Origin of the sequence: Pseudomonas fluorescens (assembly GCF_902497855.1) — a bacterium.
GTDB lineage: Bacteria > Pseudomonadota > Gammaproteobacteria > Pseudomonadales > Pseudomonadaceae > Aquipseudomonas > Aquipseudomonas fluorescens_BI.
In genome coordinates this window covers 37,796-50,860 of sequence record NZ_CABVHU010000017.1, presented here as the reverse complement: position 1 = coordinate 50,860, position 13,065 = coordinate 37,796, and the positions used below count along the sequence as shown (strand labels likewise).

Here is a 13,065-nt window from a genome sequence, read left to right as displayed (position 1 = left end):
TGAAGCACGCTCAGCCTCGGGCGTTCTCCGAGGTCATGATCTGCAACGGCACATGGATTCGATGCCGTAGCGAGTCGAAGTCCGGCGTGGTCTGCAGCTCGACCAGCAAGTCGACCAGCGCTGTCGCCACCAGGCGTGGCTGGGAGTCGATGACCAGGCTGATCAAGCCCTGCGCCAGGGCTTGTCGCGACAGTTCGGTCGACTCCTGCAAGATACAGCACAGCGCAGGTCGCTTGGGCAGCTGCGCCAGGGCACTGATGATGCCGTCGCCGCCACCGCCGACCACGCACAACCCGCGCAAGTCCTGGTGGCGCGCCAGAAGCTCCAGGGTGGCCTCTTCGGTGACGTCACAGTTGTCCATGTTGATCACCGCGTCGAGCAGGCGTAATCCCGGGGCGTGCGCCGTCAGGTAGCCGCGCAGCCCCTCGAGCCGAGCCTGATGGCCGAGAAAGCGGTGGCCGCCGAGCAAGACGCCGATGCTGCCTTTGCGTGCACCGCAGGTGTGAGCCAGCAACCAGCCCATGGTGCGTCCGACCTCATGATTATCCAGGCCGACATAAGGCTCGCTCGCGGCCTCGGCGATGTCGGACAGCAGCGCGATCACCGGCACGCCGGCCTCCCTGATCTGGGCGATGGCGGCATTGATCAGCGGGTGCGCGAAGCTGACCACCGCCAGGCCATCGCACTGCACCGCCAGTTGTTCGATCTGGGCAATGATGGCGCTGGGAGTGCGGTCGAACACATAGTCGAACTGACAGCTCAGGTTGGCGCCGGCCTGGCACTGCGCCGCCTCGGTGATGGCGGCGGCAAGATTGGCATAGAACGCTTGGGCGGTGCCGAGTAGCAGGATGCCGAAACGATAGCTGGGACGACGTTCGCGGATCCGCTGGCCGATCAGCCTGGCGGCGAAATAACCGACGGCTTCGGCGGCCTGGAACACCTGTTCGGCGGTGGCCGGGCTGACCGGTGCCCTGGCGTTGAGTACCCGGTCCACGGTGGCCACGCTCAAGCGTGCGTGCTCGGCGACGGTGGCGATGGTGGGGCGTTTATTGTTGTTCATGGTGGGTCCCGAAAACGCCTTGATAGAAAACTATCAAGCCTTGCTGGGCCTGGATGATAGCTTGATAGGGAATGTATTCAAGGGCTTGAGGGTGATTTGCGCGCTCTCTATATTTTCTCCAGCGATGCCACCCCGCATCCAGGCAAGTGACTCAAACCATCAAGCTTGCGGAGAATAATAAAATGCCTGAACGAAACGCAGCCTTTGAACACCCGGGTAAACCCGGGCCTCGGGATTATCGATTGACCGGCCCCGAAGCCGCCAGGGCGGCGGAAAAAGGCCTGGTATCGGCCAGTTGGTACCAGTCGCCGATTTCCCGAAAACGCATGAAGGAACTGATGCAGCGCCGCGATGGGCCGGCCCTGAGGGATACCGCAATCTGGCTGTCGGCGATGCTGGTGACCGGCTTCGGCGGCTACTGGTTCTGGGGCTCCTGGGCCTGCGTGCCGTTCTTCTTCGTCTACGGGCTGCTCTATGGCACGGCGTCCAATGCCCGCTGGCACGAAACGGGGCACGGTACGGCGTTCAAGACCCGCTGGATGAATGATGCGATCTACCAGCTGTCGAGCTTCATGTTCATGTTCGAACCCCAGGTCTGGCGCTGGAGCCATGCGCGGCACCACACCGACACCATCATCGTCGGCCGCGATCCGGAAATCGTCGAACCCCGTCCGCCGAGCCTGATCAATATGGTGCTGAGCCTGTTCAGAATGCCTTATGCATGGCACACCATGAAGTCGGTCTGCAGGCATGCGCTGGGGCGGATGAGTGAGGAAGAGCAGACGTTCATCCCCGAATCCGAGCGGCCCAAGGTGGTGCGGGACGCACGCGTCTGGCTGGTGATTTACGGGCTGGTCGTGGGCGCTGCGCTGTACCTGCAGAGCTGGTTGCCGTTGATGTTCATCGGTCTGCCGACGCTCTATGGCGGTTGGCTGTCCTACCTGTTCGGCCTGACGCAGCATGTCGGCCTGGCCGAGGACGTGCTCGATCACCGCAGCAACTGCCGCACCATCTACATGAACCCGGTGCTGCGCTTCCTGTACCTCAACATGAATTATCACCTTGAGCATCACATGTATCCGATGGTGCCTTTTCATGCGCTGGCGCAGCTTCACGAGGAGATCCGCCAGGACTGCCCGCCGCCTTACCGCAGTCTGTTCGAGGCCTTCAAGGAAATCATCCCGACCATCTGGAAGCAACGCCAGGACCCCACATATTTCGTCCGTCGGCCTTTGCCCCAGCGCGCAGAGCCTGCCGCAACCGCCCAGGCGCAAGCTGAAGTCACACCGGCCTGACACCGTCCCGTTGTACCCCTGACAAGAGAAAACGCCATGACCGACCAATGGATCGATGTATGTGCCGTGGGCGAGATAAATGAAGAAGACGTCATTCGTTTCGACCATGGCCAGCACACCTATGCCGTGTACCGCTCCGCCGACAGCGAGTTTTTCGCCACGGCAGGGCTGTGCACCCACGAATCCATCCACCTCGCCGATGGCCTGGTGATGGAGCATGTCATCGAGTGCCCCAAGCACAACGGACGATTCGACTACCGCTCCGGCAAAGCCCTCGGCGCGCCGGTGTGCGTCAACCTCAAGACCTATCAGGTCCGAGTCGAGGCGGGTCGTGTGCTGCTCGCCATCAGCGTTTGACTGCACGGAGTCCGAGCCATGAATTCTGCCAACGCTCCACTGGTCATCGTCGGCGCAGGGCATGCGGGTGGCCGCGCGGCCCTGACCTTGCGCGACCAGGGTTATCGCGGTCGCCTGATCCTGATAGGCGACGAGCCCCACGCGCCTTACGAACGTCCGCCGCTGTCCAAAGGCCTGTTGCAGGGCACGGTCGATCTGGCGGGCTACAGTCTGTGCGATAGCGCCCGGCTCGCCGAACTGGACATCGAACACCTGGCGGATAACCCGGTGCACCGCCTCGATCCGCAGCAGCATCGTCTGCAACTGGCCGATGGCCGCTGGCTGGATTACGCCCGCCTGTTGCTGGCGACCGGGGGCAGGGCGCGGCGACTGCCCTCGGTGCCAGAGGATTTACTGAATGTGCTGTACCTGCGCACCCATGACGAGGCCCTGGCATTGCGCGCTTCGCTACGGCCCGGCACCCGATTGGTGGTGGTCGGTGGCGGCTTCATCGGCCTCGAAGTCGCCGCCACTGCCCGTGCCTTGGGCTGCACGGTGACCTTGCTCGAAGCCGGCCCGCGGCTGGCGGGTCGCGTCCTGCCGGAGCGATTGTCCGGCGTCCTGCTGGACCTGCATCGCAGCCAGGGCGTGGATGTGCGGCTGAACGTGGCCATCGAGGCGGTGCAGGGCACCCGGTGTGTTGAATCGGTGCAACTGGTCGACGGCCAGCTGCTGCCCTGCGACCTGGTGGTGGTGGGCATCGGCATGCAACCCAACATCGAGTTGGCCGCAGCCGCGGGACTCGACGTCGGCCAGGGCATCCGCGTCGACGCACACTTGCGCAGCAGTGCGCCGGACATCTTTGCGGCGGGCGATGTCTGTGAGTTCCGGTTGCATCCGCACGGAGTTTTCCAGCGTCAGGAGACCTGGCGCAACGCCGAAGCCCAGGGCCGTCACGCCGCGCTGAATCTGTTGGGCGGCGAGCTGCCCTTCGAGGTCATTCCCGGTTTCTGGTCCGATCAGTACGACTGGGGGCTGCAGACGGTGGGCGTGATTGCAAACACGCAGCCCACGGCGAGCCGGGACACCCCGGGGGGCGGTTTCCTGATGTTTTATCTCGATGCCGAGCAGCGATTGCAAGGTGCTTGCGGTTGGGGGCAGGGCAATAGCATCGCCAGGGACATCAAGCTGTGCGAGCGGCTGATAGCTCACTCCAATCCACTTTCGGTAGGCGCCTTGGCCGACGCCGATGTGCCGCTCAAACAATTGCTAAGGAGCTGACATGCGTGAATTCCTGGTATTCCAGTCGCTGTGGGCCATGCAGGATCACCGCGGCCAATGCGACCTTTCCATAGAAGCGCAGCTGGAACAGATCGCCGCCGCCGGCTTCGACGGCATCACCGATCATTTCTGGGTCGGGCCGCACGCCGCACGCCTGAGCAGTGCCGCCAAGGCGCGGGGCCTGCAGATTGAGGGACAGGTGTTTCCCCGCACCGTGGACGATCTGGCGGCGGCGATCGATGTCGCCTCGCGCCATGGCTGTCATCACCTCACGCTGCAAGCCGACGTCAGGCCGCGCACGCTGGCGCAGGCCATCGAGCTGATCGAAGGCTGGCAGCGCCTGGCCGAGCAGGTGGACTTTCCGATCCTTCTGGAAACCCACCGTTATCGCCTCACCAGCGACCTGTTGTTCACCCTCGACATCCTCGCTGAAATGCCCGATCTGAAGTTGTTGGCCGACTTGTCCCACTACGTCGTGGGCCGCGAACTGCCGGAGCCGGCGACTGCCGAGGATGACCGGCAGATCCAGACCATCCTGCGCCACAGTTGGGGGTTTCATGGCCGTGTCGCCAGCTGCGAACAGGTTCAGGTCGCCTTGGGCTTCGCCCGGCATCGACCCTGGGTGGAGCGTTTTCTTGGCTGGTGGCGCTATGGGATCGAGGATTGGCTGGCGCGACCGAACACGCCTGCCAGCCTGTCCTTCACCTGCGAACTGGGTCCGCCACCCTATGCCATCACGGGTGCCGACGGCGGCGAGATCACCGATCGCTGGGCGGAGGCGCTGATGCTCAAGGATTTGATACGCGGGCTGTGGAAGGATTGCCAGCGCGCCAGCCTTCAAACCCGAACCTGACACCGATCCCTTGTAGGAGCTGGCTTGCCAGCGAAGGCGGTGGGTCAGGCAATATTTTTTCGTCTGGAAGGACGCCTTCGCTGGCAAGCCAGCTCCTACAGGGGATCGGTGTCATGCCTCACCTGAGCTGGCCAACGCCCAGGTTGAAGCTCCGGCCGCTGCTATTTTTCACCACCCGACAATGGCGGAGTCCGAGGCGGAATCAAGCGCTTGGTCCCCGTCGATTCAAACGCCGCAGCCAAACGCAACAACGTCGAATCGTCATACGCACGACCGGCAAATGTCAGCCCGACCGGCATGCCGATGTCGGGCATGATGCCCATCGGCACCGTGACCGTGGGCACGCCCAGGTGGCGGATGGCGAGGTTGCCGTTGGCGACCCAGATGCCGTTGCTCCAGGCGATATCCGCGGACTGCGGGTCGACGTCGGCATTCGCCGGCGCGACGTCGGCTACCGTAGGGAAGATCACCGCATCGAGCCCCAGCCGGTCCATCCAGTCCTCCAGATCGATGCGACGGGTCTGTTCCAGCCCGCGCAGCCCATCCGGCACAGTGACGATCTGGTCCCAGGGGGTGATGCCGCGCTCGGCCATCCGCACATACTCGTCCATGCCCGCGACCAGGTCGCCCTCGCGGTTGGGCAGGGTCCCCGGGTCGTGGGGGAAAATCAGCGGCCCGTCGACATCGACCAGGCGATTGAGCTTCGGATCGCCGTTGGCTTGCAGAAAATCATCGAACGCCCAGGCCGTCAGATCCCACAACTCGTGATTCAGGAACTCCTTGGACACCAGGCCCCGGATAAACACCGTCGGCGCGCCCGGACGATCACCCTCGCAATTGGAGACCATAGGGAAGTCGACCTCGAGCACTTCGGCGCCTGCGGCCTCGAGTGCCTGGCGCGCGTCTTCCCAGAGCCCGATCACCGAGGCCCGGGTTTTGATCCGCTGCCCGGTAGGCCCCCCGATACCCGGCGCCTGCGCCGTGCCTGCCTCGGGATCGGCGTTGATGTACATGCGCGGCACGCCAAAGCGTTTGCCGGCGAGCGCAGCGCCATCCGCCGCGAGCGATGCATAGGAGGCCGGGCGCACCGAGGCGACACTTGGAATCTGCACCCAGGGTTGCATCCGCCACAGATCGCCGCGGGTGTCTGGATCCTCCGCGACCACCACGTCGAGTACCTCGAGCAGGTCGGCCATGGTTCGGGCGAACGGCACCACCACGTCCATGGTCGGGGTCAACGGCCAGTTGCCGCGCACCGAGATCACCCCGCGCGATGGCGTGTAGGCACACAGGCCATTGTTCGATGCAGGCCCGCGTCCGCTCGACCAGGTCTCTTCAGCCAGGCCGAAGGCCGCGAAGCTGGCGGCGGTGGCAGTCCCGGCGCCATTCGACGAGCCAGAGGCGAAGGGGGCCGTGAGGTAGTCGGCGTTGTACGGGCTCTCCGCGCGGCCGTAGACCCCGCGTTGCATGCCGCCGTTGGCCATGGGCGGCATATTGGTCTTGCCCAGGCAGATCGCACCCGCGGCGCGCAGCCGTTCGATGGTGAACGCATCGCGATAGGCGACCAGGTTGGCGAATGCCGGACTGCCCGAGGCGGCGGTCAGCCCCTTGACCAGGTAACTGTCCTTGGCCGTATAAGGGATGCCATCGAGCGGTCCCAGGGTCTCGCCCTTGGCCCTACGGGCATCGGACGCCCGGGCCTCCTCGAGGGCATCGGGGTTGCGCACCACGACCGCATTGAGGGCGGTGGCGGTGTCGGGACCGTCGTAGGCATCGACCCGGGCAAGATAGGCCTGGACCAGCTCGACCGCGGTGGTGCGGCCTGATTCGAGCGCCGCACGCAGTTCGGCAATGGAGACTTCGGTGACGTCGATCATGGGACTACCGCCAGCTGCGCAGGGGCGACGCGGTGAGTGTTTGCATCAGGCGCGGTCCAGGAGGCAAGGACAGCGCGGGTCTTGAAATGGGGGTTCATAACGGTTCTCGTGGCAGTGCATTTCGCGACAGGGCCGGGCTGACACCCTGAGCGTCCTATTTAACACCAAGCACGGGGATCGGTGAAACGCTTCGACCGTCCGTGTGGGTGTCTGGCCGCAAAGGGTCGAGGTCGCGCAAGTAACTGTCGCCGGCGAGTGGATATCTGCGCGAAGCCGATTATGCTTCAGGAAACCTTGCAGCAATGCGAGGCCGTCAACCTGTGTGCATGCTTTGCGCAATCCGTAATCCGATGACATCAGCCCCAGGGCCAGGGTGCGGCAAGAAGGTAGTGGGGTACTCCGGCCTGTAAATAACAACAAAGACGGAGAAGACTTATGCCCGCAATCGACAATGCAACGGCGCGCAGCGCGCCCCACCACGGGCTTACCAAGGAGGAGCGCAAAGTCATCTTTGCCTCGTCCCTGGGCACCGTGTTCGAGTGGTACGACTTTTACCTTTACGGCTCGCTTGCCGCGATCATCGCCAAGCATTTCTTCGCCGGGGTCAACGAGACAACCTCGTTCATCTTCGCGCTCCTCGCGTTCGCCGCGGGCTTCGCCGTACGCCCCTTTGGCGCCATCGTGTTCGGTCGCCTGGGGGACATGATCGGGCGCAAGCACACCTTCCTCATCACCATTGTGATCATGGGTATCTCCACGGCCATCGTCGGCTTCCTGCCCGGCTATGCGACCATCGGCGTCGCCGCGCCGATCATCCTGATCACCCTGCGCCTGTTGCAAGGCCTGGCCCTGGGCGGTGAATACGGCGGTGCGGCGACCTACGTGGCGGAACATGCGCCCAAGGGCAAGCGCGGCTACTTCACTTCGTGGATTCAAACCACAGCGACCCTCGGCCTGTTCCTGTCACTGCTGGTGATCCTCGCCTGTCGCACCATCCTCGGCACCGAAGCCTTCGAGGCCTGGGGCTGGCGGATTCCGTTCCTGCTGTCGATCCTGTTGCTGATCGTCTCGGTGTACATCCGTCTGCAACTCAGCGAGTCGCCGGTGTTCCTGAAAATGAAGGCTGAAGGCAAGGCTTCCAAGGCACCGCTGACCGAATCCTTCGCCCGCTGGGACAACCTCAAGATCGTGATCATGGCCCTGCTCGGCGGCACTGCCGGCCAGGCCGTGGTCTGGTACACCGGGCAGTTCTATGCGCTGTTCTTCCTGCTGCAGACGCTGAAGATCGACCCGCAGACCGCCAACCTGCTGATCGCCGGCTCGTTGCTGATCGGGACGCCGTTCTTCGTCATCTTCGGCAGCCTGTCCGACCGCATCGGCCGCAAGGGCATCATCATGGCCGGCTGCATCCTCGCGGCGCTGACCTACTTCCCGATCTTCCATGCGCTGACCCAGTACGGTAACCCCGACGTGTTCGCCGCGCAGGCGAAGAACCCGGTCACGGTGATCGCCGATCCCGACCATTGCTCGTTCCAGTTCGACCCGGTGGGCAAGGCCAAATTCACCAGTTCCTGCGACCTGGCGAAGACGGTGCTGGCCAAACGGGCCATCCCCTATGAGAACGTGAAGGCCGAACCTGGCACCGTGGCGCAGGTGCGCATCGGCGAGAAAGTCATCCAGAGCTTTGAGGGCACCGGCATGCCGGCCGCCGACTTCAAGGCCAGGAACGACGCCTTCGTCGCGACCCTGGGTTCGTCGCTCAAGGAAGCCGGCTACCCCGAGAAGGCCGACCCGACCAAGACCAACTACCCGATGGTCCTGCTGCTCCTGACCATCCTGGTGATCTACGTGACCATGGTCTACGGCCCGATCGCCGCCTGGCTGGTGGAACTGTTCCCGGCGCGCATCCGCTACACCTCGATGTCGCTGCCGTACCACATCGGCAACGGCTGGTTCGGTGGCTTCCTGCCCACGGTGGCCTTCGCCATGGTCGCGGCCACGGGTGATATCTACTACGGGCTGTGGTACCCGATCATCATCGCGGTGATGACCGCCATCCTGGGTATTTTCTTCCTGCCGGAAACCAAGGATCGGGACATTCATCACACCTGAGCCTGGCGTTTGCCCTCTCCCGCGGGGGAGAGGGCAACACCCATCAGAAGTAGTAGCCGATGTTGATGTTGGTCCGGTAGTACCACTCGTTGCTGCCGATCGAGCTTGTGTTAGTGAAGCCGGTACCGTTTTCCGCACCGCCGTAGGGGTTGGCGTTTTTCGCCCAAGTCAGGTCGACCCACGCCATGATCGGCATCGCCAGGAACTGTGCGCCGACGGTGTACATCTGCGAATCGTCCCAACCGCTCTGGTCTTTCATCATGCGGCTGTAGTCGTTGTACAGTTTGATCTTCTTCAATTGCCCCAGCTTCGGCGTCGGAATGTCATAGCCGACGTTCAGCGAAGCGATGGTTGCCTTGGAGGCGATCAGGTACGCGGGCGTCAGGCCGTTGCCGCCCATCAGCACCGAGTCGTTGCTGACGCCGGCGGGATTTTTCGGGTCGTACTCGTAGCGGATGCCCTGGGTGCTGACGGTCCACTGGCCGGCATTGATCACGGCGTGAATGCCGCCGGCCCAGTAATCACCGTCATCGCGGGTGGTGGCGTTGTACAGCTGGGCAGCGGCCACCGAAGCCCCGACCTCGGCTTTCCAGCCGTCGTTGACAAAGGTCCGCGTGACGCGGGCGTTGATCTGGTTGTGCTTCTCGTTGTCCTGGCGCGACTGGGTGAAGGGGATCGCGTTGTCCTTGAGGTCGGCGTAGCGGCCGACTTCAGGCGAGTAGCGGATGTCCGAGGGCAACATGCGCGGGAAATACCCCAGTTGCAGATCCCAGTCCTTGTCCTTGTAGCTGTATTTCAGGCCCGAACCGGCGCTGACGCCATACCCCATGAAGAACGGCAGGTGATAGCTCCAGCCGAATTGCGGGTAGGGTTCCAGGCCGAACGGCTTGAACGGCGCGCCCAGTTGCAGGTTTGAGTTGCTGTTGATGCGGTAACCGACGAAGCCGCGATCGATGGAGCGTTTGCCGTCGTCCTGGAACCAGTAACCGACGTCGCTGTACAGGTTTTTGTAAGTCGCCTGCACGTCGATGCGGAAGGTGTCGAACAGAAAGCGGCCATTGTTTTCGGTGGTGTCCCAATGCTCGTCGCGGTAGTTGGTGCGCAAGGCGCCGCCGATGTCCAGGCTGCTCTGGCCATCGTCGCTGCGCCAGGCGATGTGCGGGAAGGGCTTTTTACCGGTAGTCGAGGTCACGGGCGCGGCAGGGCCGGGTTCGCCGGCGAAACTGACGCAGCTGGTCATCATCAGCCCGAGACATATCACGTAATTCTTCATGCTCACTTCCCCTGCAATAGTGGGCGCTACAAAGTGACCGGCAACACTTTTCCGCTTGCCTTGAAAGTGGCAATGGGCGGATGACTTCGAGTGTTGCGGTATTGGAGTGCGTTGTTGTTTTTGCTGTTTCGTAGGTGATACGGCGTTTGGCCTATGAACTTGAGAGGGATAGAGCAGAAACCATGCCACTGTTGGATGGTGTTTTTTACCGAATAAAATGCATTAAAAACAATTGTTTATATGGGAAACACATTTCCTTGTATTGCCCGTGAAACGTGGGCCTCAAGGAGTAACGAAACTGCACGTTATGTGTGCGCCCTTGCCAGCGATCGTTCCCACGCTCTGCGTGGGAATGCAGCCAGGGACGCTCTGCGTCCCAAAAGCCGAACGCGGAGCGTCCGTTGAAGCATTCCCACGCGGAGCGTGGGAACGATCAACAATTGTTTATATGGGAAACACATTTCCTTGTATTGCCCGTGAAACGTGGGCCTCAAGGAGTAACGAAACTGCACGTTATGTGTGCGCCCTTGCCAGCGATCGTTCCCACGCTCTGCGTGGGAATGCAGCCAGGGACGCTCTGCGTCCCAAGAGCCGAACGCGGAGCGTTCGTTGAAGCATTCCCACGCGGAGCGTGGGAACGATCAATACCTGTAGGAGCCAGGCTTGCCGGCGAAGAACGATAACGCGGTCTAACAGATGCACCGCATCGCCTGCTTCGCGGGCAAGCCTCGCTCCTACAGGGTGGTCTCCAAGCCAGTAATGCAAAAAAAAAGGCCGACAAAAGTGTCGGCCCGTTTAATGGATGGAATAGAACAGCGGCTATAAGTCGAGTACCAACCGCCGACTCTTGCAACCCGACACACACACCATCATCGACTTGTTCGCCGCACGCTCGGCCTTGGTCAGCACACCGTCGCGATGATCGACGTCACCTTCCAGGACCCGTGTTTCGCACGAACCACACACCCCTTCGCGACAGCTGTATTCAATGTCGCAACCCGCCTCGAGCAACACATCGAGCAAACTCAGGCCCGGCTCGATCGACAGGGTCTTGCCGGTTTTTTTCAGCTCGACGCTGTAACTGCTCTGCGCATCTTCCGACGGCGGCAACTCCGCCGCCGCGAAACGCTCGATATGGGCATGGGGATAACCGAGGCCTTCGCAGGTGCTTTCGAAAGCATCGAGCATCGGTGTCGGCCCGCAGCAATAGAAGTGCGTATCAGCCGGCTGGCCCGCCAGATAGGCGCTCAAGTCCGGCGGCATGCCTTTTTCATCGTTGAAGTGATAAACCACCTTGGCACTCAGGCCGCTGAGCTCTTCCACCAACGCGGCTTCCTGCCGGGAACGGGCGCAATAGATCAGCTCGGCGGATTTCCCCAGGGCCAGCAGTTGGCGGAACATGCAGTAGATCGGCGTGATGCCGATGCCACCGGCCACCAGCACGCTGTGTCTGGCATTGAGGTCGAGCTGGAAGTTATTGCGCGGCGACGAAATCGGCAGCTGCATGCCGACCCGCAATTGGCCGTGCACATATTCCGAACCGCCACGGCTGTTGCGATCACGCAGGATGCCAACCACATAGCGGCCACGGTCGCTTGGCGAGTTAAGCAGGGAGTAGCTGCGCACCAGCCCGTTGGGCAGGTGCAGATCAATGTGCGAGCCGGCTTCGAACGGAGGGAAGACGGTGTCGCCATACGGCCGCAACTCGACGCTGATGATGCCTTCGGCTTCGTAGCGCAGGGTATGCACGAACGCGGTGAGGGGGGAGGAATTGGACATCGGTCACCTCTTTTCAACAGTTCGCAAATCGAGATCGAGGCGCGCGCCGGCCTCGATCTCCACCCGCAGTTCAGGAAACGCCAGCGCGCTCACTGCAATCAGCGTCGAGGTCGGGAACAGCGCTTGCCCGGCGAAGAAGTCACGCCGTGCGTTCATGGCAACTGCTTCGCGTCGATCAGCTCAAGCTGGGCCTTGGCCGCATTTTTCAGGTAGCGGCGCAGGCGCACCACGCCGAGGTCATGCTGGTACAAATTCTCCCGCTGATTAGCGTCCGGCTCCATGAATTCGAGCAGCACCCGATCCTGTTCCAGCACGGCCCAGTGCCGCGCTTCCAGACGATTCTTGTAGAGGAAGCGCCAGGTGTCACGCTGCCAGCCGGTCAATGGACGGCAACGCCAGTGGAACACCGCCGACAAGGCACGGCTGCTCGGCGTGTAGCTGCCGATGATGGTGAAGTTGCCGCCGGGGCCACCGGTTTTCGGGTACGGGATTTCCAGGCGCAACCAGTGGCAGGTATTGTCCATGAATTCGGTCCAGTCGAAGTTCACCCCGCGCTGGCCTTCCTTCTCGAAGAAGAAACCGTGGTCGGTGTCGCGGGTGACGAATTTGGCCGTGGCTTCGCCTTCACTCATGGAGTGCGACATCTTGTGCAGGTAGGTGCCGTGCATCGGGTCCATGACGTTGTCGATGACGTAGCGGTAATCGCCTTTCCACTCGGCGTAGCACAGGAAGCTGCTCCATTCGGGGGAGGTCAGCTGCTCCGGCAGGACCAATTCCGGCGGGCTGTCCTCGTGCGGGTCGGCGGCGTTGTAGAGGAAGATCGCGCCAGCGGCTTCACGGGTGTGGAACATCCGCGTCGGGCGGCTGCCTTCGAGTTTGCAACCCGGGCTGCCGGGGACTTTGGTCACGGTGCCATCGCAGCGCACTTCGACGCCGTGATAAGGGCATTGCAGGCGGTCACCCAGCACCGGGCCCTGGGACAAGGGTGCGCCACGATGGGGGCAGTGATCTTCCAGGGCATGCACGCTGCCGTCATTGTCGCGCCACAGGGCAATCTTGTAGCCCAGGCGACGGATCGACAGCGGCTTTTCACCCAGCTGATCGGAAGGCAGCACCGGGAACCACAGGTTCTTCAAGCCGTTGGCCAAGAGGTTTTCAACAGGATCGACGGTTGTATTCATGTTCATTTCTAATTGTCC

At 62.4% G+C, this 13,065-nt stretch carries 11 protein-coding genes; 5 read left to right on the top strand and 6 right to left on the bottom strand.

What is annotated here, in order from left to right; genetic code table 11:
* Positions 1 to 10: 10 nt before the first annotated feature.
* Positions 11 to 1,060 (bottom strand): substrate-binding domain-containing protein, encoded by a 1,050-nt coding sequence (locus F8N96_RS27550; protein ID WP_150800473.1) that lies wholly within the window; start codon positions 1,058 to 1,060, stop codon positions 11 to 13.
* Between the two features lie 182 nt (positions 1,061 to 1,242).
* Between F8N96_RS27550 and F8N96_RS27540 the strand changes: the two genes are divergently transcribed.
* The 4 genes from F8N96_RS27540 to F8N96_RS27525 are packed head-to-tail and all read left to right on the top strand — an operon-like array spanning position 1,243 to position 4,825.
* Positions 1,243 to 2,355: a fatty acid desaturase family protein gene (locus tag F8N96_RS27540; protein ID WP_150800471.1), complete on the top strand. Its 1,113-nt coding sequence runs from the start codon at positions 1,243 to 1,245 to the stop codon at positions 2,353 to 2,355.
* A gap of 36 nt (positions 2,356 to 2,391) precedes the next feature.
* Complete coding sequence (locus tag F8N96_RS27535; protein WP_150800470.1) at positions 2,392 to 2,712, top strand: MocE family 2Fe-2S type ferredoxin; 321 nt, start codon at positions 2,392 to 2,394, stop codon at positions 2,710 to 2,712.
* A gap of 18 nt (positions 2,713 to 2,730) precedes the next feature.
* Positions 2,731 to 3,972 (top strand): NAD(P)/FAD-dependent oxidoreductase, encoded by a 1,242-nt coding sequence (locus F8N96_RS27530; protein WP_150800469.1) that lies wholly within the window; start codon positions 2,731 to 2,733, stop codon positions 3,970 to 3,972.
* A gap of 1 nt (position 3,973) precedes the next feature.
* Positions 3,974 to 4,825, top strand: coding sequence for a sugar phosphate isomerase/epimerase family protein (locus F8N96_RS27525; RefSeq protein ID WP_150800468.1), 852 nt, complete (start codon positions 3,974 to 3,976; stop codon positions 4,823 to 4,825).
* A gap of 161 nt (positions 4,826 to 4,986) precedes the next feature.
* Here the strand turns inward: F8N96_RS27525 and F8N96_RS27520 are convergent, their stop codons facing one another.
* Positions 4,987 to 6,702: an amidase gene (locus tag F8N96_RS27520; protein WP_150800467.1), complete on the bottom strand. Its 1,716-nt coding sequence runs from the start codon at positions 6,700 to 6,702 to the stop codon at positions 4,987 to 4,989.
* Between the two features lie 435 nt (positions 6,703 to 7,137).
* Here F8N96_RS27520 and F8N96_RS27515 point away from each other — a divergent pair, with 435 nt between their 5' ends.
* Complete coding sequence (locus F8N96_RS27515) at positions 7,138 to 8,814, top strand: MFS transporter (protein ID WP_150800466.1); 1,677 nt, start codon at positions 7,138 to 7,140, stop codon at positions 8,812 to 8,814.
* Between the two features lie 43 nt (positions 8,815 to 8,857).
* Here the strand turns inward: F8N96_RS27515 and F8N96_RS27510 are convergent, their stop codons facing one another.
* The 4 genes from F8N96_RS27510 to F8N96_RS27495 form a co-directional block, all read right to left on the bottom strand.
* Positions 8,858 to 10,087: a hypothetical protein gene (locus tag F8N96_RS27510; protein WP_064678607.1), complete on the bottom strand. Its 1,230-nt coding sequence runs from the start codon at positions 10,085 to 10,087 to the stop codon at positions 8,858 to 8,860.
* An 819-nt stretch (positions 10,088 to 10,906) separates the two neighbouring features.
* Positions 10,907 to 11,866 carry a PDR/VanB family oxidoreductase gene (locus F8N96_RS27505; RefSeq protein WP_150800465.1) on the bottom strand — a complete coding sequence of 320 codons (960 nt, stop codon included), beginning with the start codon at positions 11,864 to 11,866 and terminating at the stop codon, positions 10,907 to 10,909.
* Positions 11,867 to 11,869: 3 nt separating this feature from the next.
* The gene (locus F8N96_RS27500; protein ID WP_224789443.1) at positions 11,870 to 12,022 is read right to left on the bottom strand and encodes a hypothetical protein; all 153 of its coding nucleotides are present in this window, start codon (positions 12,020 to 12,022) and stop codon (positions 11,870 to 11,872) included.
* On the bottom strand, positions 12,019 to 13,053 hold the full coding sequence (locus F8N96_RS27495; RefSeq protein WP_150800464.1) for an aromatic ring-hydroxylating oxygenase subunit alpha: 1,035 nt from the start codon (positions 13,051 to 13,053) through the stop codon (positions 12,019 to 12,021). Before F8N96_RS27495 ends, F8N96_RS27500 begins: the two co-directional genes overlap by 4 nt.
* Positions 13,054 to 13,065: the final 12 nt, after the last annotated feature.